General features: G+C 61.1%; 20 protein-coding genes. 6 read left to right on the top strand and 14 right to left on the bottom strand.

Annotated features, from left to right (window positions below; translation table 11 throughout):
- Positions 1-53: 53 nt before the first annotated feature.
- Together rcsC and gyrA are read right to left on the bottom strand one after the other, a co-directional pair.
- On the bottom strand, positions 54-2915 hold the full coding sequence (gene rcsC / locus ACSBQQ_RS01130) for a two-component system sensor histidine kinase RcsC (RefSeq protein ID WP_049213516.1): 2862 nt from the start codon (positions 2913-2915) through the stop codon (positions 54-56).
- Between the two features lie 163 nt (positions 2916-3078).
- The gene (gene gyrA / locus ACSBQQ_RS01125; protein WP_004935906.1) at positions 3079-5721 is read right to left on the bottom strand and encodes a DNA topoisomerase (ATP-hydrolyzing) subunit A; all 2643 of its coding nucleotides are present in this window, start codon (positions 5719-5721) and stop codon (positions 3079-3081) included.
- A 212-nt stretch (positions 5722-5933) separates the two neighbouring features.
- On the opposite strand from gyrA, the gene ubiG reads away from it, so the two are divergent.
- The 4 genes from ubiG to yfaE all read left to right on the top strand — a co-directional run bounded on the left by ubiG (position 5934) and on the right by yfaE (position 10847).
- The gene (gene ubiG, locus ACSBQQ_RS01120; protein ID WP_004935909.1) at positions 5934-6659 is read left to right on the top strand and encodes a bifunctional 2-polyprenyl-6-hydroxyphenol methylase/3-demethylubiquinol 3-O-methyltransferase UbiG; all 726 of its coding nucleotides are present in this window, start codon (positions 5934-5936) and stop codon (positions 6657-6659) included.
- A gap of 437 nt (positions 6660-7096) precedes the next feature.
- A complete protein-coding gene (gene nrdA, locus ACSBQQ_RS01115; RefSeq protein WP_033635301.1) occupies positions 7097-9385 on the top strand; it encodes a class 1a ribonucleoside-diphosphate reductase subunit alpha in 2289 nt (762 codons plus the stop codon).
- A 67-nt stretch (positions 9386-9452) separates the two neighbouring features.
- Positions 9453-10583 (top strand): class Ia ribonucleoside-diphosphate reductase subunit beta, encoded by a 1131-nt coding sequence (nrdB, locus tag ACSBQQ_RS01110; RefSeq protein ID WP_019453694.1) that lies wholly within the window; start codon positions 9453-9455, stop codon positions 10581-10583.
- Between the two features lie 3 nt (positions 10584-10586).
- Positions 10587-10847 carry a class I ribonucleotide reductase maintenance protein YfaE gene (gene yfaE / locus ACSBQQ_RS01105; protein WP_033635302.1) on the top strand — a complete coding sequence of 87 codons (261 nt, stop codon included), beginning with the start codon at positions 10587-10589 and terminating at the stop codon, positions 10845-10847.
- A gap of 59 nt (positions 10848-10906) precedes the next feature.
- Here the strand turns inward: yfaE and ACSBQQ_RS01100 are convergent, their stop codons facing one another.
- From ACSBQQ_RS01100 to ACSBQQ_RS01090, 3 genes are all read right to left on the bottom strand, one after another.
- Positions 10907-11059: a Hok/Gef family protein gene (locus tag ACSBQQ_RS01100; RefSeq protein WP_021505939.1), complete on the bottom strand. Its 153-nt coding sequence runs from the start codon at positions 11057-11059 to the stop codon at positions 10907-10909.
- 231 nt (positions 11060-11290) lie between these two features.
- A complete protein-coding gene (locus ACSBQQ_RS01095) occupies positions 11291-11413 on the bottom strand; it encodes a helix-turn-helix domain-containing protein (RefSeq protein WP_228657843.1) in 123 nt (40 codons plus the stop codon).
- A 135-nt stretch (positions 11414-11548) separates the two neighbouring features.
- Positions 11549-12745 carry a nicotinamide mononucleotide deamidase-related protein YfaY gene (locus ACSBQQ_RS01090; RefSeq protein ID WP_060427712.1) on the bottom strand — a complete coding sequence of 399 codons (1197 nt, stop codon included), beginning with the start codon at positions 12743-12745 and terminating at the stop codon, positions 11549-11551.
- Between the two features lie 245 nt (positions 12746-12990).
- Here ACSBQQ_RS01090 and tyrP point away from each other — a divergent pair, with 245 nt between their 5' ends.
- Complete coding sequence (tyrP, locus tag ACSBQQ_RS01085) at positions 12991-14199, top strand: tyrosine transporter TyrP (protein ID WP_015378562.1); 1209 nt, start codon at positions 12991-12993, stop codon at positions 14197-14199.
- Positions 14200-14246: 47 nt separating this feature from the next.
- On the opposite strand, the gene ACSBQQ_RS01080 is transcribed toward tyrP, so the two are convergent.
- Positions 14247-14786, bottom strand: coding sequence for a YfaZ family outer membrane protein (locus ACSBQQ_RS01080; protein WP_004935943.1), 540 nt, complete (start codon positions 14784-14786; stop codon positions 14247-14249).
- Between the two features lie 338 nt (positions 14787-15124).
- Here ACSBQQ_RS01080 and katA point away from each other — a divergent pair, with 338 nt between their 5' ends.
- Positions 15125-16561, top strand: coding sequence for a catalase KatA (gene katA, locus ACSBQQ_RS01075; protein ID WP_033648032.1), 1437 nt, complete (start codon positions 15125-15127; stop codon positions 16559-16561).
- A gap of 43 nt (positions 16562-16604) precedes the next feature.
- Here katA and menE read toward each other — a convergent pair whose 3' ends face one another.
- From menE to idnO, 8 genes are all read right to left on the bottom strand, one after another.
- A complete protein-coding gene (gene menE / locus ACSBQQ_RS01070) occupies positions 16605-17990 on the bottom strand; it encodes an o-succinylbenzoate--CoA ligase (RefSeq protein ID WP_060426064.1) in 1386 nt (461 codons plus the stop codon).
- Positions 17978-18961, bottom strand: a complete 984-nt coding sequence (menC, locus tag ACSBQQ_RS01065) for an o-succinylbenzoate synthase (protein ID WP_060426066.1) — start codon at positions 18959-18961, stop codon at positions 17978-17980. The genes menE and menC overlap by 13 nt, the downstream gene beginning before the upstream one ends.
- On the bottom strand, positions 18961-19818 hold the full coding sequence (gene menB, locus ACSBQQ_RS01060; protein ID WP_033635308.1) for a 1,4-dihydroxy-2-naphthoyl-CoA synthase: 858 nt from the start codon (positions 19816-19818) through the stop codon (positions 18961-18963). Before menB ends, menC begins: the two co-directional genes overlap by 1 nt.
- A gap of 11 nt (positions 19819-19829) precedes the next feature.
- Complete coding sequence (gene menH, locus ACSBQQ_RS01055) at positions 19830-20600, bottom strand: 2-succinyl-6-hydroxy-2,4-cyclohexadiene-1-carboxylate synthase (protein ID WP_060426068.1); 771 nt, start codon at positions 20598-20600, stop codon at positions 19830-19832.
- Positions 20597-22273 carry a 2-succinyl-5-enolpyruvyl-6-hydroxy-3-cyclohexene-1-carboxylic-acid synthase gene (gene menD / locus ACSBQQ_RS01050; RefSeq protein WP_060426070.1) on the bottom strand — a complete coding sequence of 559 codons (1677 nt, stop codon included), beginning with the start codon at positions 22271-22273 and terminating at the stop codon, positions 20597-20599. The genes menH and menD overlap by 4 nt, the downstream gene beginning before the upstream one ends.
- A gap of 376 nt (positions 22274-22649) precedes the next feature.
- Complete coding sequence (elaB, locus tag ACSBQQ_RS01045) at positions 22650-22961, bottom strand: stress response protein ElaB (protein ID WP_025303653.1); 312 nt, start codon at positions 22959-22961, stop codon at positions 22650-22652.
- An 81-nt stretch (positions 22962-23042) separates the two neighbouring features.
- Positions 23043-24074, bottom strand: a complete 1032-nt coding sequence (idnD, locus tag ACSBQQ_RS01040) for an L-idonate 5-dehydrogenase (RefSeq protein ID WP_033653769.1) — start codon at positions 24072-24074, stop codon at positions 23043-23045.
- A gap of 22 nt (positions 24075-24096) precedes the next feature.
- The gene (gene idnO / locus ACSBQQ_RS01035; protein WP_060426072.1) at positions 24097-24861 is read right to left on the bottom strand and encodes a gluconate 5-dehydrogenase; all 765 of its coding nucleotides are present in this window, start codon (positions 24859-24861) and stop codon (positions 24097-24099) included.
- Between the last annotated feature and the right edge of the window lie 163 nt (positions 24862-25024).

Genomic DNA, 25024 nt, shown 5'->3' with positions numbered 1-25024 from the left:
TCACGGCAGGTTAACGCCAAACAGGCACGGCATTCGCCGTGCCTGTTTGCTTTTCAAGCCTCGCTGCGGCTGTAGCGCACCTGCTGGCTGTAGTAAGCCAACGTCTGTTCCAGCGTCTCCAGCGTGACCGGTTTCGACAGGCAATTATCCATACCCGCCTCGAGGCAACGCTGCCTCTCTTCCGCCAGCGCGTTCGCCGTCACGCCGATCACCGGCGCGCTGAACTGCATCTGCCGCAGCGCCTGCGTCAGACGATAACCGTCCATATTCGGCATATTGACGTCGGTCAGCACAATATCGACGCGATGCTGTTTCAGCACGCCGAGCGCGTCGACGCCGTCGTTGGCGGTCACCACCTGATATCCCAGCGATCCCAGCTGATCGGACAACAGGCGACGGTTGATCGGATGATCGTCGACCACCAGCAGATGAATATCGCCGTTGTCCGCCGCGCTGGCCTTGGCGGGCACCGGCAGCTGCACCAGCGCCTCTGCCGCGCCGCTGCCGACGCCGAACAACCGGTTGAGCAAGGTCAGCGTTTCACGCGGCGTGGAGGTGCTGTGCATCCAATAGCCCGGCCGGGTTTCCTGTGATGGGCCAATATGCTCGGTGGAGAATTGGATCTGAGCCAGCAGCGGCGCATCCAGCATCAGCGGATGATCGCTGAGCAGCACCTCTCCCGCGGCGGTCTCCTGCCCGTCATAGCGCTGGATATCGGCGCCGTAGCCGCCCAGGATCGCCATCAGGTAGCTTTCCAGCCGCTGATTGCGGATATCCAGCCACAGCCGACGCCCCTGCCAGGTATCGCTGGCCTGCGGGATCGGGAACTGGGCGTTAAACAATGGAATGCGAATGCTGAACAAGCTGCCCAGGCCCGGCTCGGACTCGACGGAGACGTCGCCGTCCATCAGGTTGACCAATTTCTCGCAGATCGCCAATCCCAGGCCGGTGCCCTGGAAATGACGCTGCACGCCGGTCCCCACCTGGAAGAACGGATCGAACAGGCGCGAAATCTCCTTCTCCGGGATGCCGACGCCGGTATCGCGCACGCTGAACTCCAGGTAGCTGCCGCGGCTGCAGACCTGCAGCACGATACAGCCGGTATCGGTGAACTTGATGGCGTTGTTCACCAGGTTGGAGAGCACCTGCTGCAGCCGCACCGGATCGCCGAAGATGCGCTCCGGCACGTTCTGTTCGATAAAGCAGTACAGCCCCAGACGTTTCTTGACCACCAGCGGCAAATAGTTGCCGGCGATATGGGTGATCACCTCCAGACAGGAGAACTCGCGCGGTTCAATCTTCAACTGCTCGGACTCGATTTTGGAGAAATCGAGAATGTCGCTGATGATTTTCAGCAGCAGGCCGGAAGAGTTGTTCATCGCATTGACCAGCCGATCGACCCCTTGCGGCAACGCCTTGGTTTGCAGCAGATCAAGGTTGCCGATAATGCCGTACAGCGGCGTGCGCAGCTCATGGCTGACGGTGGCCAGGAACATCGATTTCGACTGGCTGGCCTGCTCCGCCGCCGCCGCCATCTCCTGCAGCGACTCTTCCATCTTCACGCGCGCGCTGACGTCCACCAACACGCAAATCGCCACCTCTTCGTTACGGTAGCGCGAATGGACAAAGCTGATCTGCAGGTTGTTGTTGTTGCTGGTCATCACATCGACGAAATTCGCCTGCTGTTCGCAAATGATGCGCGTTATGCGATCGCGATCTTCGTGGGTCAACAGGTTGATGTAGTTGTGCGCCAGTTCGTTACTCAGGATATTGGTGCCGTCGCTGATGCGCAGGATACAGATGCCCACCGGCGCCGAAGCGACGATCTTGCGGTTGAACTGCTCGTGCTCTTCCAGGCGAAACGCGTTGTCCTCCGCCGGCAGGAACATCTTGCGCTCAAACAGCCACGCCAGCGTGAACAGCACGATGGCCGACAGCAGGTTCAGCAACAGCGCGTTGAGGATCAGCATTTTGAAGCGTTCCACCACGCTTTTCACCGGCAGCGCATAGACGATGCTCAGCGAAGAAGGCGGCAGCGCTTTCTTCAGGATCAGGTCGCGGTAATTGTCGACATAACCGAAGTAGGCATGCTCTTCGGGGTAGCTGTTGAGCGCAGCGGCATAGCGTTCGCCATCCGCCAGGCGCAGCACCGGCTCGTTGTTCTCATCCAGCAGCGTGACGCCGATCGGCAGGTTGCCGGCGGTAACGAAATCTTCCAGCCGAACGGTTTGCTCGATGCCCAGCAACGCCTCCAGCTTGTTGCCGATATAGAGAGGCGTCAGCACGTACAGATAACCGACGTCCGGCCGCTGCGCGCTGGGGCTGATCCAATACAGGTTGTTGTCTTTGTCGAGATTCTTGGCGTTGCGGTATTTCAGAATGCGCTCGTGCAGCAACTTCAGCATGTTTTCCCGATTGGCGCTCGCGTTGCCGCCGCCGAATTCCGCCATACACAGGCTGTCGCCGCCGATGAAGAACACCCGGTTGAGATCGTAGGCCGCCACGAAGTTCTCTTTCCAATACTGGATCAGGCCGCTCAGCGAATCGAGCGAACTGCGATAGGTGGTGCTCAGCGCGCAGTTGGACTCCGGGTACAGCGGAAAGAATTGCGGCGGGCTGCCCTTGCCGGGGATCACGCCGCTGAACATGTCCAGGCCGCTGACCGAACCGTTGAGGCGATTTTCCGCCATATACTTGATGTCGCGAATGATGTCAGCGGAGTGACGGATGTAGCCCTGCGCCTGGTCGAAGTTGAGGTTGTACTCCTGCCGGATGTCCGATTCTTTCTGATGCAGGATATTCAGAATATAAAAGGTGGTGAGCAGCGCACCCAACGACCACAGCAAAATCGCCAGTACCCGGAACAGATAGCGGGATATCTTCAGCGTAGTTCGAAAAGAGGCTAAGTATTTCAATCGGATACCATACGAAAGTCAGTGGCGGCGCACGCTGTCGCCGGCGCGGCGGCCGGCGGCTCGGTGCGCCAATTAAACCATATAACTGAAAAAGGGCCTAGCATCGCTGCCAGACCCTTTTGTCTCAGTGCATCATGGTGCCGGCATGCCGACGCCCTTTGCTTTAAACGTTGTCGTCATCCATCGGCTCAGCCGCGTCGTCGCCATCGTCCAGCGGCGTGGTGTCTTCTTCCACCGCTTCCGCGCCCGGCTCCAGGCTGTCCAGCTCTTCGTCTTCCACCGGCTCGGCCACGCGCTGCAGACCGACGACGTTTTCGTCTTCCGCCGTGCGGATCAGCGTCACGCCCTGGGTGTTACGGCCCACCACGCTGACTTCCGAAACGCGGGTACGCACCAGCGTGCCGGCATCGGTGATCATCATGATCTGGTCGCTGGTTTCCACCTGCACGGCGCCGACCACCTGGCCATTACGCTCGCTCACCTTGATGGAGATAACCCCCTGGGTGGCGCGTGACTTGGTCGGATATTCGGTCACGGCGGTACGTTTACCGAAGCCGTTTTGCGTGACGGTCAGGATGTCGCCTTCGCCGCGCGGCACAATCAGCGAGATCACGCTGTCGCCTTCGCCGAGGTTGATGCCGCGCACGCCGGTCGCGGTACGGCCCATCGAACGCACCTGCGTTTCCGGGAAGCGCACCACTTTACCGTTGGCGGAGAACAGCATCACTTCGTTGCTGCCGTCGGTCAGATCGACACCGATCAGCTCGTCGCCCTCGTTGAGGTTGACGGCGATGATGCCGGCGCTGCGTGGGCGGCTGAACTCGGTCAGCGCGGTTTTCTTCACGGTACCGCTGGCGGTGGCCATGAACACGTGGCGCCCTTCTTCATACTCGCGCACCGGCAGAATGGCGGTGATACGCTCATCGGCTTCCAGCGGCAGCAGGTTGACGATTGGGCGACCGCGCGCGCCGCGGCTGGCTTCAGGCAGTTGGTACACCTTCATCCAGTACAGGCGGCCACGGCTGGAGAAGCACAGGATCGTATCGTGGGTGTTGGCCACCAGCAGACGATCGATAAAGTCTTCTTCTTTGATACGCGCTGCAGACTTGCCTTTGCCGCCGCGGCGCTGCGCTTCATAGTCGGACAGCGGCTGATACTTCACGTAGCCCTGGTGAGACAGGGTCACCACCACGTCTTCCTGATTGATCAGATCTTCGATGTTGATGTCGGAAGTATTGGCGGTGATCTCGGTGCGGCGGCCGTCGTTGTACAGCTCTTTGACTGCCACCAGCTCTTCGCGGATCACTTCCATCAGGCGCTCTGGGCTTTCCAGGATAAAGATCAGCTCGGCGATGAAGTTGAGCAGCTCTTTATATTCGTCCAGCAGCTTCTCGTGCTCCAGGCCGGTCAGTTTCTGCAGGCGCAGATCCAGAATCGCCTGAGCCTGCTGCTCGGTCAGGTAGTATTTGCCGTCGCGGATGCCGAACTCCGGCTCCAGCCACTCAGGGCGGGCGGCGTCGTCACCGGCGCGTTCCAGCATGGCGCTGACGTTGCCCAGATCCCACGGCTGCGCCACCAGCGCGACTTTCGCTTCGGCCGGGGTCGGCGCACGGCGAATCAGCTCGATGATCGGATCGATGTTGGCCAGTGCGATAGCCAGCGCTTCCAGGATATGGGCGCGGTCGCGGGCCTTGCGCAGTTCGAAGATGGTGCGGCGGGTAACCACTTCGCGGCGGTGACGCACGAAGGCTTCGAGGATGTCTTTCAGGTTCAGCAGCTTAGGCTGGCCCTGATGCAGCGCGACCATGTTGATGCCGAAGGTGACCTGCAGTTGCGTCAGCGCATACAGGTTGTTCAGCACCACTTCGCCGACCGCGTCGCGTTTGACTTCGATCACGATGCGCATGCCGTCTTTATCGGACTCGTCGCGCAGCGCGCTGATGCCTTCCACACGCTTTTCTTTCACCAGCTCGGCGATCTTCTCGATCAGACGCGCCTTGTTCACCTGATACGGGATCTCGTGAACGATGATGGTTTCGCGCCCGGTCTTGGCGTCGGCTTCCACTTCCGCGCGCGCGCGCAGGTAGACTTTGCCGCGACCGGTGCGGTAGGCCTCTTCAATGCCGCGACGGCCGTTGATGATCGCCGCCGTCGGGAAGTCCGGCCCCGGGATGTGTTCCATCAGCCCTTCGATGCTGATGTTTTCATCGTCGATATAGGCCAGGCAGCCGTTGACGACTTCCGCCAGGTTGTGCGGCGGGATATTGGTGGCCATGCCCACGGCGATGCCCGACGAACCGTTGACCAGCAGGTTCGGGATCTTGGTCGGCATGACGGCCGGGATCTGCTCGGTGCCATCATAGTTAGGCACGAAGTCGACGGTTTCTTTTTCCAGATCCGCCAACAGTTCGTGAGCAATCTTGGACATGCGCACTTCGGTATAACGCATCGCCGCGGCGGAGTCGCCGTCGACGGAGCCGAAGTTACCCTGACCGTCCACCAGCATGTAGCGCAGTGAAAACGGCTGAGCCATACGCACGATAGTGTCGTAAACCGCGCTGTCACCGTGCGGGTGATATTTACCGATCACGTCCCCGACGACACGGGCCGATTTCTTGTATGGTTTATTCCAGTCGTTACCCAATACGCTCATCGCGTACAGAACGCGGCGGTGAACCGGCTTCAGTCCATCACGAACATCTGGCAGCGCACGTCCGACAATAACGGACATCGCATAGTCCAGATACGAGTTTTTCAACTCGTCTTCGATGTTTACCGGTGTGATTTCTCTGGCAAGGTCGCTCATGGAGCTGCTATCCCTCTACTAATGATTCATCTGCCCGCTGCCATAGTGGCAAAGGTGTAAAACTATATCACAAAGCACGCTTTACGGGAAAATAACCGCCGCTGTTTCACGGAAATTGTGCAGATAAGTGCGCTAAAAACGCATCGGCGCAGACGATGCCGCGCCGGAACATGTATAATCCGCGCAACGAGAACAAGGAGCCAGACAAGCCCATGAACGCAGAATCATCCAGCCGAGTGCAAAACGTTGACCACCAGGAAATCGCCAAGTTCGAGGCCGTCGCCTCCCGCTGGTGGGATCTGGAAGGCGAGTTCAAACCGCTGCACCGCATCAACCCGCTGCGCCTGAACTACATCATGCAACGCGCCGGCGGCATTTTTGACAAGCAGGTGCTCGACGTGGGCTGCGGCGGCGGCATTCTGGCGGAAAGCATGGCGCGCGAGGGCGCCAAGGTGACCGGGCTGGACATGGGCGCGGAGCCGCTGCAGGTCGCGCGGCTGCACGCGCTGGAAAGCGGTATGGACGTCACCTATGTGCAGGAGACGGTGGAAAGCCACGCTCAGGCTAACCCGCAACGCTACGACGTGGTCACCTGCATGGAGATGCTGGAGCACGTGCCGGATCCGGCCTCGGTGGTGCGCGCCTGCGCCCAGCTGGTGAAACCGGGCGGCCACGTGTTCTTCTCCACCATCAACCGCAACACCAAAGCCTGGCTGATGGCGGTGATCGGCGCGGAGTACGTGCTGAAGATGGTGCCGCAGGGCACCCACGATCATAAGAAGTTCATTCGCCCTTCCGAACTGATCGGCTGGGTCGACGGCACGCCGCTGCGCGAAAAGCACATGATCGGCCTGCATTACAACCCGATCACCGATCATTTCAAGCTTGGGCGCAACGTTGACGTGAACTACATGGTGCACACCCAGCACGAAGGTTAAGCGCTGTAAACCGCGCCGGCCCTGCATTACCGGGGGGCGGCGCCGTTGGCGTATTCGGAAAAATGCCTAATTTCCGCGATTTCGCTCAAAATACCCGTTGTAAACAGTTTTTTAGAATATTAAATCAGATCAATATGCCGTTTTTTTCTAACGTTTAATAAAGCGTCAAACGATCGATTTTTTCAGTTTTTCAGTAAAATCTGATCGCGCTTATTGACAAGCTTGTCGCGCCAGTCACGGCGCGCACTGCGAACGGCAAGTTACATTTCACCCCCAAGTTATCCACAAATTAGGCCGGTTTTGTTCACTTGCAAACGCCGTTTTTTCTCACTATCTTGTTACCTCACCGACATACAACCCCTATATATAGTGTTTACATACTGAGCAGAGCGACTACACTTCTGCTTAGGGGCACCATACGGACAGGTAAAACACCAATGAACCAAAGTCTGCTTGTAACTAAACGCGATGGCCGTAAAGAGCGCATCAATCTCGACAAAATCCACCGGGTCATCGATTGGGCCGCAGAGGGATTACACAACGTCTCGGTTTCTCAAGTAGAGTTGCGTTCACACATTCAGTTTTATGACGGCATCAAAACCGCCGACATTCACGAAACCATCATCAAAGCCGCAGCCGATCTGATATCCCGCGATGCGCCGGACTATCAGTACCTGGCCGCTCGCCTGGCGATCTTCCACCTGCGTAAAAAGGCTTATGGCCAGTTCGAGCCGCCGAAGCTGCACGCTCACGTGACGCGCATGGTCGAGATGGGCAAATACGATAAGCATCTGCTGGAAGACTACAGCGCTGAAGAGTTCGAGCAGATGGATTCCTTTATCGATCACTGGCGCGACATGAACTTCTCTTATGCCGCCGTCAAGCAGCTGGAAGGCAAGTATCTGGTGCAGAACCGCGTCAGCGGCGAGATCTACGAAAGCGCCCAGTTCCTGTACATGCTGGTGTCCGCGTGCCTGTTCTCCAACTACCCGCGTGAAACCCGTCTGGACTACGTCAAACGTTTCTACGACGCGATTTCCACCTTCAAGATTTCGCTGCCTACGCCGATCATGTCCGGCGTGCGCACCCCAACCCGCCAGTTCAGCTCCTGCGTGCTGATCGAGTGCGGCGACAGCCTGGATTCCATCAACGCCACCTCCAGCGCCATTGTGAAATACGTTTCGCAGCGCGCCGGCATCGGCATCAACGCCGGCCGCATCCGCGCGCTGGGCAGCCCGATCCGCGGCGGTGAAGCCTTCCATACCGGCTGTATTCCGTTCTACAAACACTTCCAGACCGCCGTCAAATCCTGCTCGCAGGGCGGCGTGCGCGGTGGCGCAGCAACGCTGTTCTACCCGATGTGGCACCTGGAAGTGGAAAGCCTGCTGGTGTTGAAAAACAACCGTGGCGTTGAAGGCAACCGCGTGCGTCACATGGACTACGGCGTGCAGCTGAACCGCCTGATGTACCAGCGTCTGATCAAGGGCGAAGACATCACCCTGTTCAGCCCGTCCGACGTGCCGGGGCTGTATGACGCGTTCTTCGCCGATCAGGACGAATTCGAACGCCTGTATACCCAGTACGAGAAAGACGACAGCATTCGCCAGAAGCGCGTGAAAGCGGTTGAGCTGTTCTCGCTGATGATGCAAGAGCGCGCCTCTACCGGCCGCATCTACATCCAGAACGTCGACCATTGCAACACCCACAGCCCGTTCGATCCGCAGATCGCGCCGGTGCGTCAGTCCAACCTGTGCCTGGAAATCGCCCTGCCGACCAAGCCGCTGGAAGACGTCAACGACGAAAACGGCGAGATCGCGCTGTGCACCCTGTCCGCCTTCAACCTGGGCGCGATCGACAGCCTGGACGATCTGGAAGAGCTGGCGACCCTGGCGGTGCGCTCGCTCGACGCCCTGCTGGATTACCAGGATTATCCGATCAAGGCCGCGCACCGTGGCGCGATGGGCCGCCGCACCCTGGGCATCGGCGTTATCAACTTCGCCTATTACCTGGCGAAGAACGGCGTGCGCTACTCCGACGGCAGCGCCAACAACCTGACGCACAAAACGTTCGAAGCCATTCAGTACTACCTGCTGAAAGCCTCCAACCGCCTGGCTCAGGAACAAGGCGCTTGCCCGTGGTTCAAAGAGACCACTTATTCACAGGGTATCCTGCCGATCGACACCTACAAGAAAGACCTGGATGCGGTCTGCAGCGAGCCGCTGCACTACGACTGGGAAACCCTGCGTAAAGAGATCCAGGAAACCGGCCTGCGCAACTCGACCCTGTCTGCGCTGATGCCGTCGGAAACCTCTTCGCAGATTTCCAACGCCACCAACGGCATCGAGCCGCCGCGCGGCCACATCAGCATCAAGGCGTCGAAAGACGGCATCCTGCGCCAGGTGGTGCCGGAGTATGAGCGTCTGAAAGACAACTACGAGCTGCTGTGGGAAATGCCAAGCAACGACGGCTATCTGCAGTTGGTGGGGCTGATGCAGAAATTCATCGACCAGTCGATTTCGGCCAACACCAATTACGATCCGACCCGCTTCCCGGGCGGCAAGGTGCCGATGAAGCAGCTGTTGAAAGACCTGCTCACCACCTACAAGTTCGGCGTGAAAACGCTGTACTACCAAAACACCCGCGACGGTGCGGAAGACGCCCAGGAAGATTTGCAGCCTGCCAAGGCCGGCGATGACGACTGCGAAAGCGGCGCCTGCAAGATCTAAAGTTTGACCTAGCGGGCCGGAATTTTCCGGCCCCTTCATTTAGCCACGTTACGATGGATTCAGGCTTATGGCTTACACCACTTTTTCTCAGACCAAAAACGACCAGCTGCAAGAGCCGATGTTCTTCGGCCAGTCGGTAAACGTTGCGCGTTTCGACCAGCAAAAGCATGAAATCTTCGAAAAGCTGATCGAAAAACAGCTCTCCTTCTTCTGGCGCCCGGAAGAAGTTGACGTCTCCCGCGATCGCATCGATTACCAGGCGCTGCCGGAGCACGAGAAGCATATCTTCATCAGCAACCTGAAGTATCAGACGCTGCTGGATTCCATCCAGGGCCGCAGCCCGAACGTCGCTCTGCTGCCGCTGATCTCGATCCCTGAGCTGGAAACCTGGGTGGAAACCTGGTCGTTCTCCGAGACCATCCACTCCCGTTCCTACACTCACATTATCCGCAACATCGTCAACGATCCGGCGCTGGTGTTCGACGACATCGTCACCAACGAAGAGATCAAGAAGCGCGCGAAAGACATCTCCGGCTACTACGACGATCTGATCGAGATGACCAGCTACTATCACCTGCTGGGTGAAGGCACCCACCAGGTGAACGGTAAAACCGTCACCGTCAATCTGCGCGCGCTGAAGAAACAGCTGTACCTGTGCCTGATGAGCGTGAACGCGCTGGAAGCGATCCGCTTCTACGTCAGCTTCGCCTGCTCCTTCGCGTTCGCCGAGCGCGAACTGATGGAAGGCAACGCCAAAATCATCAAGCTGATCGCCCGCGACGAAGCGCTGCACCTGACCGGCACCCAGCACATGCTGAACCTGATGCGTTCCGGCGCCGACGATCCGGAAATGGCGGAGATCGCCGAGGAATGCCAACAGCAGTGCTACGATCTGTTCGTGCTGGCTGCCCAGCAGGAAAAAGAGTGGGCGGAATACCTGTTCCGCGACGGCTCGATGATCGGCCTGAACAAAGACATCCTGTGCCAGTATGTGGAGTACATCACCAATATCCGCATGCAGGCGGTCGGCCTCGGTCTGCCGTTCGAAACCCGCTCCAACCCGATCCCGTGGATCAACGCCTGGCTGGTGTCCGACAACGTGCAGGTGGCGCCGCAGGAAGTGGAAGTGAGCTCCTACCTGGTTGGCCAGATCGACTCGGAGATCAACGCCGACGACCTGAGCGACTTCGAACTGTAAGCGATGGCGACGCCAATCGTAACGCTGCGCGCCGCTGGCACGCAGCTCTCCTGCCCCAACAGTGAAAGCTGCCTGCTCGACGTGCTGGAACTGCACGACGTGCAGGTGGAGTACCAATGCCGCTCCGGCTATTGCGGCGCCTGCCGCCTGAAGCTGGTGAAAGGCGAAGTGGCCTACCGCCAACAGCCGCTGGCGTTTATCAACGCCGGCGAGATCCTGCCCTGCTGCTGTATGCCGCTGACGGATATCGAGCTGGAAATGTAAAGTCGGGTGCCGGAAACCGCACCTGGAGACCAGAAGGCGGGGTTGCCCCCGCCCTATGATTACCGCTTCACCTCACACGCCAACCTGATCAGGATAGTGATATTTTCCTGGTAGATTTTCAGCTCGCACAGCGAGTCTCTTATCATCCAGATAAATAAAAAAACCGTAATACATACAACGGTTAGCGAGTGAAACACATGCCTTAAGCGCATGCTTGCCTCCTTGCTGTGAAGGGGCTACCATACCGGTGTCTAGGCGGTATGTGCAGCCCCATTCTGATTGAGAGTCAGTCTGGGGCTTTCATCTATCCGCCTTGTCACACAATGCCCAAGACGAACAGTCTCAAGCACCCGCCAAAAGAGTAACAGCATTCCCTCGCCGCGAATATCCCCTATAACATTATGATTAATCAGGGATATATAACTATCCTCAAAGTATTCCGCTTAGCGCCCCTTTCCTGCCGATGCGGAAAAATAACGCGCCGGAGAATCGCCAAAGGCTTTGCGAAACATGGCGATAAAATTACTCGGCGAGGCATATCCCAGCGTTTCCGCGATCTGCAGCACGGTTTCGCCGCGCAGGCACTCAGGAACTACGGTACAGAACTGCAAACGCGGGGCGCGGCGGCGATACGCCTTTCACGCCTGGCGTCCGAACGGCTGCAGCAAAACCGTGACGCCGGCAACTCGGCGCCATGACCGTCACTCGATAATTTCCACCACCTCCAGCCAGGCGTTTTTACCGCACGCCTGGCCCCCATTCAGCCAGCGGCGCAGCATATCCAGCGCCAGCATCGCCACCGACTCCTGACGCAGCCGCAGGCCGTGGCGCGACGCACGATAACGCACGGTCTGGCCAATGCCGCCGCGCGGTGTGTGCAGCGCAATGCTCACCTGCTCGTCGCACATGGCGCTGACCGCCAACGCCAACGGCGCGCCGGTCAATTCCGCCAGCGAGCGGGCGCGCGCCAGCGTCGTTTCCAGCGTTTCGATGCAGTGCGCCGGCAGCAGCTCTCCCCCTGCCAGCGGCGCCCCTTCGCTCTGCAGCTGCAGATTGATCAACCCGCCGCTGAACTGTTCGCTCAACGCCAGCTTCAGCCCTTGCTGATTCAGACGCTGCGTCAGCGTCGCCGGCAACCCGATAGTGCCTTCAAAAATGCAGTTGTCCCCCGCCACCTCACGCACACGCCGCCAGGCCAGTTCCATTTCCGCACGCCGGCTTTCCGGCCCGGTCAGCTTCAGCTCGATGATCGGGCTGGAGGAACGGTAACCCAGCACCACATCCGGCGGCAGCGGCATACCGTCCAGCTCGGCGGCCAGATCGCTCTCGGAGGTGCCGAAGGTGGTCAGGCGCAGGCAGAGCGGCGGCGTCGGCAGGGTGAAGCGCTGGCGCAGACGCGGCACGATCTGCTGTTCGACCATCACTTTGAATTCCGACGGCACGCCGGGGGTGAAGAACATCTGACATCGGTTCAGCTGCAGCGCGAACCCGCAGGCGGTGCCCACCGGGTTATCCAGCATTTCCGCGTTGGCCGGGATCTGCGCCTGCTTGCGATTGGAAGGGGCCATCGGCCGCCCGCGCTCGGCGAAATAGGCTTCCATGCGCGCCAGCCAGTCGGCCCGTTCAACCAATTCGACGCCACAGGCTTTGGCGGCGGCCAGCGCGCTGAGATCGTCGCTGGTCGGCCCCAGGCCGCCGTTGACGATCAGCACATCGGCGATATGGCTGCGTTCCTGCAGGATCTCGATCAAAGCAGAGAGGCTGTCCCCTACCGTTTCCCGCCCGCTCATCGGCACGCCCTGCTGGAACAGGTAGTCCGCCAGCCAGGCGGCGTTGGTATCAATAATTTGCCCGTGCAGCACCTCATCGCCGGTGCTGAGCATCTCCACCCTTAACATTGATCTCTCCCACATTTTTTGGTCATTCCACTATAGAAGCCCGTAAATAACTTTTCACTAGCCGCCTGCGGATAATTTCAGCCATGGGCCCGTTCCTCATGTGCCATGCAGCTCGCTGCAATGTAAACATTACTGTACATTATGCGTAACGTCGGTTTGACACAAATTAGGGCTTCCACTATCCTGCCATCCTCATAAATCGTTACCTATAATTTTCAAAATCTTTCGGCTGGTAGAGAAAAAACGTGAAGAATCGCACTCTTGGCAGTGTTTTTATCGTGGCGGGCACCACCATTGGCGCCGGGATGCTGGCGATGCCGCTGGCGGCGGCCGGCGTCGGCTTCGGCGTCACGCTGGCCTTACTGGTCGGGCTGTGGCTGTTGATGTGTTACACCGCGCTGCTGCTGGTAGAGGTTTACCAGCATGAGCAGGCGGATACCGGTCTGGGCACCCTCGCCAAACGTTATCTCGGCGGCGGCGGCCAGTGGCTGACCAGCTTTAGCATGATGTTCCTGATGTACGCCCTCACCGCCGCCTACATCAGCGGCGCTGGCGAACTGCTCGCCACCAGCATCAGCCAGTGGACGTCGCAGGACTTCCCGGTGTCGCTCGGCGTTCTGCTGTTCACCCTGGTGGCCGGCGGCGTGGTATGCATCGGCACCCACTCGGTCGATTTGTTCAACCGCATCCTGTTCAGCGCCAAAGTGGTATTTCTGGTGGTGATGCTAGGCCTGATGTTGCCGAATATCCACCAAACCAACCTGATGACGCTGCCGCTGGAGCAAGGCCTGGCGCTGTCGGCTATTCCGGTGATCTTCACCTCTTTCGGCTTCCACGGCAGCGTGCCGAGCATCGTCAACTATATGGGCGGCAACATTCGCAAACTGCGCTGGGTGTTTATCATCGGCAGCGCTATCCCGCTGATGGCCTACATCTTCTGGCAGCTGGCAACGCTGGGCAGCATCAGCTCCGACACCTTCGTCGGCATTCTGGCGCAGCAGGCCGGGCTGAACGGTCTGTTGCAGGCGGTGCGCGACGCGGTGGCTTCGCCGCACGTTGAACTGGCGGTGCACCTGTTCGCCGATCTGGCGCTGGCGACCTCGTTCCTCGGCGTCGCGCTCGGGCTGTTCGATTTCCTGGCCGACCTGTTCAAGCGGCAAGACAACGTGCGTGGCCGCCTGCAAACCGGCGCCATCACCTTCTTGCCGCCGCTTGCCTTTGCACTGTTCTATCCGCGCGGCTTCGTGCTGGCGCTGGGATTCGCCGCCATTGCCTTGTCGGTGTTGGCGCTGCTGTTGCCTTCACTGCTGGTGTGGAAAACGCGCCAAAAACATCAGGCACAGTATCGCGTCTGGGGCGGTACGCCGGCGCTGGCGTTGGTGTTTGTCTGCGGGGTGACGGTGATCGCCATTCAACTGGGCATCGCCAGCGGCATGCTGCCGGCGGTGGGGTAAACCAGGCAGAAAAGATAAAGGGGCCTTCAGGCCCCTTTTTCACAGCGTCAGAAGCTCAGACCCACGCCGACGTAAGGGCCATCGGCCAGGGTGTTGTCGCGACGCCCGTCTTTGCCTTCCATTTGCATGTAACGGTAGCCCACGTCCACGCTCAGCGGACGGAACTTCCAGCGCAGGCCGCCGCTGGCTTCGTTATAGGCTTTCACGCCGCTGGTGAAGGATTCAGGGGCAAAGTACCCTTCGCCGTGCAGGCTGAAGTAACGGTTAATCTCCCACTCCAGGCCGCCGCCCAGCGCCACCGCCCCGCCGCTCTTCCCGTCTTTCGGGCTGAGGTACAGCGCTTTGGCACCCACGGTCGCCGTCAACGGCCCCAGCGGCACGCCGAAGTTCAGCCCCACGCTGCCGACGTTGCCGTCGTGGTCGCTGCGCGCCCAGTTGCCGGTCAGGCCCAGACCAGAAGAGCCGGTGCTCATGCCAACGCCCAGGTTGGTGTAGTGCTGCCCGGCTTCGCCCGACACGCTGATGGCGTTCGCCGCGCCGGTCACCAACAGCAATCCTGCCGCGCACGCGACCCAAGTCTTTTTCATCATCTTTCCCTCTGGTTTGTCATCCGTACCGAATGATCGAATCAACGCATAATAATAACGTCACGAGTCTATACCAAAGCGCAATGAGTATTTAAGGGATAAAAGCGAAAAAATTCTTCAATAATCAAATAAATGTAAATATTTGCAAACAAGATTCTATATTCGTCAAGGCAATGCCAACGATAACCGAGACCTATTTGCCGCCGCTCGGCAATAGAGCTACAACTAGTAGTGGCTTTGACCAAGGTCAGGGGAAGAAGCCCCGCCAAAGGACTATGCTGATGAACGCTTAAACCGCCCGAGTCTTTACTTAACTGCACTACGATAAGGAGCAAGTGATGAGCAAGAAAGGACTGACCACCGCAGCCGGCGCACCGGTTGTCGATAACAATAACGTGATCACCGCAGGCAAACGCGGCCCGATGCTGTTGCAGGACGTGTGGTTCCTGGAAAAACTGGCCCACTTCGACCGTGAAGTCATTCCCGAGCGCCGCATGCACGCCAAGGGATCCGGCGCTTACGGCACCTTTACCGTCACCCACGACATCACCCGCTACACCCGCGCCAAGATCTTCTCCGAGGTCGGCAAACAGACCGACATGTTCATCCGCTTCTCCACCGTCGCCGGTGAACGCGGCGCCGCCGACGCCGAGCGCGACATTCGCGGCTTCGCCATGAAGTTCTATACCGAAGAAGGCAACTGGGATTTGGTGGGTAACGATACGCCGGTGTTCTACCTGCGCGATCCGCTGAAATTCCCCGATCTCAACCACGTGGTGAAACGCGATCCGCATACCAACCTGCGCAACCCCGTCTACAAGTGGGACTTCTTCTCCCACCTGCCGGAGTCGCTGCACCAGTTGACCATCGACTTCAGCGATCGCGGCATTCCGAAGTCCTATCGCCACATGCACGGCTTCGGCAGCCACACCTTCAGCTTTATCAATGCCGCCAACGAGCGTTTCTGGGTGAAATTCCACTTCCGCTGCCAGCAAGGCATTGAAAACCTGATGGATGAAGAAGCGGAAGCGATCATCGCCAAGGATCGCGAAAGCTCACAGCGCGATCTGTTCGACGCGATCAAACGCGGCGACTTCCCGCGCTGGAAGCTGCAAATTCAGATCATGCCGGAACACGAAGCCTCGCAGACGCCATACAACCCGTTCGATCTGACCAAGGTGTGGCCGCACGGCGACTATCCGCTGATCGACGTCGGCTATTTCGAGCTGAACCGCAACCCCGACAACTACTTCTCCGAGGTTGAGCAGGTGGCGATGAACCCCGCCAACGTGGTGCCGGGCATCAGTTTCTCGCCGGATAAAATGCTGCAGGGCCGTCTGTTCTCCTATGGCGATGCGCACCGCTATCGCCTGGGCGTCAACCACCACCAGATCCCGGTGAACGGGGCCAAATGCCCGTTCCACAACTACCATCGCGACGGCGCGATGCGCGTGGACGGCAACAGCGGCAACGGCGCCACCTACGAACCAAACAGCTTCGGCCTGTTCCAGGAGCAGCCGGACTTCAGCGAGCCGCCGCTGAGCATTGAGGGCGCGGCCGACCACTGGAACCATCGTGAAGACGACGATTACTACAGCCAGCCACGCGCGCTGTTCAACCTGCTGAGCGCCGAAGAGCACCAGCGCATGTTCACCCGCATCGCCGGCGAACTGTCGCAGGTGCCGGAGCAAATCCAGCGCCGTCAGGTCGAGCTGTTCACCAAGGTGCACCCGGACTACGGCGCCGGCGTCGCCAAGGCGCTGGGGCTGAAATAACCCCCTGCCGTCATCCACTCAGCCGCCCTTTCGGGCGGCTTTTTTATGCCTGAGAGAGGCGCTGCGCCACCCATTGCTGCAACTGGCGGCGCGAAATCTTGATGCCGCCGTTTTTCAGCTCGTCAGGCAGCGGGAGCAGCACCGCCGGGCGTTGGAAATTGGCCAGCTTGTCCTGCGACCAGGCGAGCAACGCCGCCAGCGACAGCGACGGATCGCCGTCGATTACCGCCACCGGCCGCTGGCCGAACTCGACGTCCGCCGCCGGCACCACAAACGCCTGCGAGATCTGCGGGTGCGCCGCCAACACGCGTTCGATATCCTCCGGCTGCACCCCTTCGCCGCCGCTGAAAAACAGGTTGTCCAGCCGGCCCAAAATGCGCAGTTCCCCCTCGGCCATCGCGCCGCGATCGCGGGTCGCGAACCAGCCCTGAGCATCCGCCAGCGGCTGCAGCTGGCCATGACGCCAGTAGCCGAGCGCCAGGCTGTCGGCGCGGATCCAGACCTCTTCGTCCACCAGTTTTACCTCGCGGCCGCTGAGCGGCAGGCCGACGCCCGGCCGCGCATCGGCGCGCTTGGCGCACACCGTGGAGGCCAGTTCGGTCAGCCCGTAGCCGCACCAGCAACGGATCCCCGCCGCCTCCGCCCGTTCGGTCAGTTCCACCGGGATCATCGCGCCGCCGAGCAGCACCGCCTTCAGCGTCATGCCCGCCAGCGGTTGCGCCAACAGCCGCCACAGCTGGGTCGGCACCAACGAGGCATGCGTGCATCCCGCCAACGCCTCGTTCAGCGGGTGCATCTCGCGCACCGCCAACCGGGCGCCCGCCGCCAGCCAGCGCCAGACAATGCCCTGTCCGGAGACGTGAAACAGCGGCAATGACAGCAGCCAGCAATCCTCGCGCTGAAACGCCATCAGCCCCAACACCCCGGCGGCGCTGGCCAGATGATTGGCGTAGCTGTGCGCCGCCGCTTTCGGCAGGCCGCTGGAGCCCGAGGTCAGCGTCAGCGTCGCCAGACGTTGCGCATCCCACATCGGCAGGTTCGGCCAGCGCGGCTCGGTCGAGGGCGGCGTCAATCGAATCACCTCTTCCGGCAGCGCCGGCAACGGATCCGGGCCGAAGGCAAAGGTGATGTCCAATTCGGGTAACAGCTGTGCCAGCAGCGGCGTCGGCAAGGCAGGATTGAGCGGCAACAGGCGCGCGCCGCATTGCAGCAGCGCCAGATAGGCCAACAGCAGCGGGTAGCTGTTTTTACCGCACAGCGCCACGCCGCAGCCCGGCTCCACGCCCTGGTGCTGGAAGTCCGCCGCCAGCTCATCCACCTGGCCTTGCAACGCCAGCCAGCTCAGCGGCTGTTCGCCGAGCAGCAACGCCGTCGCCTGCGGCTGAAGGCGTGCCCAGTGTCGCCACGGCCAATCGCTTAACGGCGCCATAGGCACTCCAGCGCCGAAATATCCAGCAGCGGCAATGCGCTGCCCGGCCAAGGCCGCAGCACCTGCGCCTGCATCAGCCCCAGCGTATCCAGCCCCGGCACGGTGTCCGGCGTCAGCCAGCGGGCGATGCGCGCCAGCTGGGTTAACCCCAGGCTGGACTCGATGCTGGAGCTGATCACCGCCGTCAGCCCCGCCGCGTGCGCCTGCGCCACCAGCGCCTGGCAGCGCGCCAGGCTGCCGACCAGCGTCGGCTTGATCACGATGGCTGCCACGCCCGGCTCGGCCTGGACTACAAAGTCCGCCTCGCGCACGCTCTCATCCCAGGCGATGGCGATGCCGGTCGCCCGGGCGAAATCGCGCGATTCATCACGGGTCTTGCAGGGCTCTTCCAAAAAGGCAATGCGATCGCGCCACGCCGGGTTGACATATTTGGCGAAGCCGTCGGCTTTGGCGCGGGTCCAGCTGCGGTTGGCGTCCAGCCGCAGCCGCAGATCCGGCAGCGCCTCCAGCAGCACGTTGACGATCATGCCGTCGCGCACCGCCTCATACAGCCCCACCTTCACCTTGGCGACTTTCTCGCCCGGCAAGGCGCTCAATGTCTCGAACAGCTCATCCGGATCGCCGGTACACAGCGGCGCCTTGCGGAAATCCGCCTGCGTCGGCAAGCGCTGCTCCAGCTCGGCCTGCGCGCAGCTGAGCCCAAAGGCCACCGAAGGCAGCGCGCTGTCATCCGGTTCGTTGCCCGCCAACCAGGCCTGCAGCCAGTCCAACGCGGCCTGTTCGGCCTGCGCCAGCGTTTCCCGGCTGAATTCCGGCAGCGGCGCGATCTCGCCCCAGCCTTCACGCTCGCCCTGACGCAGCTGCACCACCCATCCGTCACGCGTTTTCAACCGCTGATTGCGCAGCACCACGCCCGCCTCCATCGGCAGGCTGTAACGGTAAAGCGCCGCGCTGCGGTTTAGCCCGCTCATTACGGATTACGCTTGAATTTGCTGAAGTCCGGCTGACGCTTCTCGTTGAACGCGTTGCGCCCTTCCTGCCCTTCGTCGGTCATGTAGAACAGCATGGTGGCGTTGCCCGCCAGCTCCTGCAAACCGGCCTGGCCGTCGCAGTCGGCGTTCAGCGCCGCCTTCAGGCAGCGCAGCGCCATCGGGCTGTTCTGCAGCATTTCGCGGCACCAGCGCACCGTCTCTTTTTCCAGATCGGCCAGCGGCACCACGGTATTGACCAGCCCCATGTCCAGCGCGGCGGCGGCATCGTACTGGCGGCACAGGAACCAGATTTCGCGCGCCTTCTTCTGGCCGACGATGCGTGCCATGTAAGACGCGCCCCAACCGCCGTCGAACGAGCCCACTTTCGGGCCGGTCTGGCCGAAGATGGCGTTATCCGCCGCGATGGTCAGATCGCACATCATGTGCAGCACGTGACCGCCGCCGATCGAATAACCGGCCACCATCGCCACCACCGGTTTCGGGCAGGTGCGGATCTGGCGCTGGAAGTCCAGCACGTTGAGGTGATGCACGCCGCTGTCGTCGCGATAGCCGCCGTAATCGCCGCGCACTTTCTGATCGCCACCGGAGCAGAAGGCCTTATCGCCGGCGCCGGTCAGAATAATGACGCCAATGCCGTCGTCGTAACGGGCGTTGGCCAGCGCGTCGATCATCTCTTTAACCGTTTGCGGGCGAAACGCGTTGCGCACCTGCGGCCGGTTAATGGTGATTTTGGCGATGCCGTCGGCGGACTTGTGATACAGAATGTCTTCGAAATCGCCGGTGCAATCCTGCCAGGCGATGGCGGCATACAGCTGTTCTTCATTCGGATAAAGCATGTTCGGTTCCTTTAACCAGGGTTAACGAGAAAGGTCTGCAGCTCGGCGACGAAATCCTGCGGATTGGCCAAGTGCGCGTTGTGCCCGGCCTGCGGCACGATGCGCAACGGCAACCCGGCGTCGCGCGCCAGCCGTTGAAATTTGGGGTCGTTCTCACCGCACAGCACCCGCAGCGGCACGGTCAGTTGGCGCAGCTGCGGCGCCAGATAGGGCTGCCGCCCGAGCGACGTGGCTTCGAGCATGTCGGCGATCGCCGGGCCGCTGTTGACCGAGCGCGCGGCGATCAGCGCCTGGCGGTGCACATGGCTGAGCTCTTTGAACACCGGTTGCTGATACCAGTCCGCCAGGACCTCGGCGATCGGCTCACTGCGAAAACGCGCCGCCCACAGCGCATCCTGTTCGCAGCGCTGGCGGCGCTGTTCTTCGTCCTCCAGCCCCGGGTTGCCGCCCTCGACGATCACCCCCTGCAGGCCGGCATGGCGGCCGTGGCAGGCGTGATACATGGCGATGCGCCCGCCGAGCGAGTAGCCCACCAGCCAATAGCGTTCGATATTGCGCAGCTGCAGCGCGGCGGCGATCTGCGCGCTGATGTCGTCGAAGCCGCGGCAGCTCACCGCCACGGAATCGCCGTGGCCGGGCAGATCGATGGCCAGCGACGGCCATTCCGGGCTGCGCGCGGCGATCACCCGCCATTCATTGTTGTTGCCAAGCAGGCCATGCAGCCACACCAGCCACGGGCGGCCCGCCTCGCCCTGTTGCAAAATTCGCGTCGCCAGCATCATTGCACCGCCATCTGTTGCACCAGGTATTGCAGGCTTTCGGCCCCCGCGCTCGGCGGCACCTGCAGTTCGATAAGCGTGGCGCCGCCGCGCCGCCAGCCTTGTTCAACCGCCTGTTGCAGCTGGTTCCAGTTCTCCGGCCGCGCGTAACCCAGCTGGAACATCGCCGCCGCGTGGCTGAACTCGACGTTCTGCGGCATGCAGTAAAAGCGCTGACGATCCTCTTCCGGCGTCGGCAGCAGCGAGAAAACTTGGCCGCCGTTGTTGTTGACGACGATCAGCACCGTCGGCGCCGAGCTCTGGCGCAGCAGCGCCAGCGCATTGAGGTCATACAGAGCGGAAAGATCGCCCACCACCGCCAACGTCGGTCTGGCGGTGGCGCGCTGCACGCCGGCAGCGGTGGAGATCAGGCCGTCGATGCCGCTGGCACCGCGGTTGCTGAATACCGGGTAGGCAACGGGCAATGGCGTTAGCGCGTCGATGAGCCGCACTACCAGGCTGTTGCCGAGAAACAGCTGGCCGTTCTCCGGCAGCAGCTCCGGCAGGCGGTGCGCCAGCTGCGCTTCGCCAAAGCTATCGTGCAGATGCGTGGATGCCGCCGTCAGCGCTTTATCCGCCAGCACGGCCAGCACGGCGGCCCAAGGCTGGCGCGGCTGCGCCGGGTGCTGCGCCAACCACTGAGCCACGCCGGCACGCAGGCGCCGCCCCCGGTGCTGGGCCGGATCGAGCCGCCCCGGCAGCTCGTCGATGATCCAATACTCTTCAGGCCGGCACTGCGCCTGCCACTGCAGCAGGCGTTTGCCGGTCAGGCTGCCGCCGAACTGCACCACCAGTTGCGCATCTTGCAGTACGCGCTGCGCCTGCGGGTGAGCGAGCCACAAATCGGCGCAGGGCAGCGGTTGCCCGGTCTGCGACAGCACGTCGCCGATCAGCGGCCAGCCCAGCGTTGCGGCCCATTCGGCCACCTGCGCGCCCTCTTGCGCGCTCATGCGCCCGGCCAACACCACGCCGCGCTTTTGCCGCCAGAAGAACCAGTCCGGCTGCGGCAATGGCGCCGCATGCGTCTCGCTTTCCTGCAGCCACGGGCGATCGCTCTGCCACCAGTCGCCCAGCGCGGCGGACCAGTCGGCATAGTGACGTTCGTCGCCGCCGTACAGCGGCTCGGCGAACGGGCAGTTGATGTGCAAAGCGCCGTGCTGCAGGCGCGCCATCGCGCTGTCGACGCTGGAGGCCAGCCACGCGGCCGGAATATCCGGCGTAGGACGCGGCAGATCGATCGCCAGCGTCGGGTGGCTGCTGTAGAGGCCGTTTTGACGGATCGCCTGATTGGCGCCGCAGTCGATCAACTCCGGCGGCCGATCGGCGGTGAGAAACACCAGCCGCTCACCGGTCAGGCCGGCTTCAATCAACGCGGGATAAAGGTTGGCCGCCGCGGTGCCGGACGTGACGATCACCGCCACCGGCTCACGCGCCGCCTTCGCCAGCCCAAGCGCCAGATGGCCGAGCCCGCGCTCGTCAAAATGGGTATGACAGATAAACGATCGGTTAGCCGCGGCGGCCAGCGTCAGCGGCGTGGAGCGCGATCCCGGAGCGATACAAACATGCCGTACCCCATGGCGGGCCAGCGCCTCGAGCAGCACAGCCGCCCACCGGCGATTAAAAACACTTGTCGACATAGTTCGCTCACAAGTCAGTTAGCAGAGATCGTCTCCGGCGCAGCCGACGGACGCTGCGCCTGTAGTTACGCTCTGTATTATATGAGGTGTTATTTTCACGGCTTTTGCGCCAGCGCAAGAACGCCGTATATCCCTGGGCGTTTACACCAGATAATTATTTGATTTAGAACAAAAAACAAACAATAAAAACACAAATACTTTACACTTGCGGCGGCGCCGGCTCAATCCGTCCATACAAAAATAAGGGGAATAGAGGCACTCCGACGGCGGCTAGCGGGAAGTATAGGCGGGATAAGGGAAAGCCAGCGGGGAAACGGCGGGATGAACGTACCGCCGCGGAAAACATGGGGCGGCCTGCGCCGCCCCGATGGGTGATTTATTTGCGGGCCAGCAGCAGCCCCAGCACCAGCCCTACGGTGGCGCCGATGCCTACGCTGTGCCAGGGTTTATCCCGCACGTAGTCGTCGGTGCGGTGTACCGCTTCTTTGGCGCGCGCATAGTAGGATTCGCCGGTGTTCGCCCAGCGCGCCTTAACCTCACTCAGCGCCTGCTCGGCGTGCGACTTGATGTCGATGTAGGCCTGATCCGCGCGATCGCCGGTGTATTGCAGCACTTCCTCCAGCGTCTCGGTCAGCATTCTCAGATCGTCATCCAGCGTAGTTTGCTCAGCATCCGTATGTCTTGCCATAGTGAGATCTCCGTGGTTGAAAAATTAAGCGTTCCTACACTATAGACAAGGATCGCCGCCTGCGGCCATCGGACTTTTACCCTAAAACACCAATTGCACCTTGGCGGCCTGGCGCTTATCGCCGGCAAACTCCAGCGCCTGCGCCAGTTGCCCGCTGGCGAACTCCGCCGACAGCAACGGCAGCGGATCGACCACGTCGTCGGCCAGCCACGCCACCGCCAGCGCAAACTCCGCCACGAAGCGGAAGGATCCGAGCAGGTTCAACTCCTTGGCGATCAACAACATCAGCGGAAAATCGGGGAAGCTGGCGCCCATGCCCACCTGCACCACGGTGCCTTTGGCGCGGGTGATCTCCAGGCAGCGCTGCAGCGACTGCGGATGCCCCGCCACTTCGAAGGCGACGTCGAAATATCCTTTGTCCTGCTGATAACCGCTAACATCGTCGTCCGCGGCATGCAGGCACCGATCGGCCCCCATTTGCCTGGCGATCGCCAGGCAGCGCGGGCTGAGATCGGCACAGACAATTTCGGCGGCGCCCAGCGCTTTCAGCGCCGCCACCAGCAGGCAGCCGATCGGGCCGACGCCGGACACGAAGATCTTTTTCCCCGTCACGTCGCCGGGCTGCTTCGCCGCGTGGATCGCCACCGCCAGCGGTTCAGCGAACACCATCACCCTGTCGTCGCGATCGGCGCCGTAAGGAATGCACTGCGCGCTGTCCACCACTTTGTATTGGGTAAAGGCCCCGTCGACGTGCGGAAAATACATCGCGCTACCGAAAAAGCGCATCTCGACGCATTGATTGCTTTGCTGCGCCAGACAGTATTTGCACTGCCCGCAGGGTTTGCTGGGATTGAGCGCCACCTTCTGCCCGACCGGCAGCTGCGGCGAATCGCTGGCGACCACCTCGCCGATCACCTCATGGCCCAGCACCATCGGCTGGCGCACCTGAAAATTGCCGACCCTGCCTTCCTGAAAGTAATGCAGATCCGAGCCGCAGATGCCGCCGCGGCTGATTTTCACCAGCGTTCCCTGCCCCCGGTAATCCACTTCTTGCGCAATCACCGCCACGTCGCGTTTGCCATTGACCACGCAGGACTGAGTTTGAATTTTCATCTCAACACTCCACGAAAAAAGGTTACACCGCCGCCGACATGCCGCCATCGACAAACAGCAGTTGCCCGTTGACGAAGGTAGAGGCGTCGGCGGCCAGGAACACCGCCGCGCCGATCAGCTCCTGCGGATCGCCCCAGCGTGCGGCGGGCGTGCGTTGGGTCAGCCAGGCGGTGAAGGCCGGATCGTCGGCCAGCGCCTGTGTCATCTCGGTTTTGAAGTAGCCGGGGGCGATGCCGTTGACCTGAATGTTGTAGCGCGCCAACTCCACGCACATGCCGCGCGTCAGCATTTTCACCGCGCCCTTGGAGGCCGCATAAGGGGTGATGGTGTCCCGCCCCAGCTCGCTTTGCATCGAGCCGATGTTGACTATCTTGCCGCGCCGGCGCGGCACCATATAACGCGCCACGGTTTGCGACACGATGAAAACCGCCTTCTGGTTGACGGCGATGATGTCGTCCCAGTCTTGCTCCGGAAACTCGGTGAACGGATGGCGGCGCTGGATGCCGGCGTTGTTGATCAAGACGTCTATCGCGCCGATATCCGCTTCGATACGATCGATGGCGGCATGCACCGCCTGGGAATCGGTGACGTCGAACGCCGCCGCATCGGCGCGCAAGCCCTCTTCGCGCAGGCGATCGGCGGCGTGTCGGGCATGTTCGTCGGTGGTGGCGTTGACCAGAATATGCGCGCCTTGCTGCGCCAGGCCGCGCGCCAGCAGAAAACCGATGCCGCGCGAGGCGCCGGTGATCAAGACAATTTTATTATCCAGTGAAAACAGGTTGTTCATGGTGATTCCCGGCCATCAGGCCTCCAATCAGACAGGCCTCTATCTCAGCCGATTGTTACCGGTAAAAACGTGATGGAAATCACTGAACATCATGTTACGAAACCCTGTTACCCTTAACGTGATCTCACGCAGGCAGCAAGCGGGCAAAAAGCAGTTATCCAAT

This window comes from Serratia sp. G204Y (assembly GCF_051172435.1).
GTDB lineage: Bacteria > Pseudomonadota > Gammaproteobacteria > Enterobacterales > Enterobacteriaceae > Serratia > Serratia sarumanii.
This window is presented reverse-complemented; position numbering and strand designations above follow the sequence as displayed.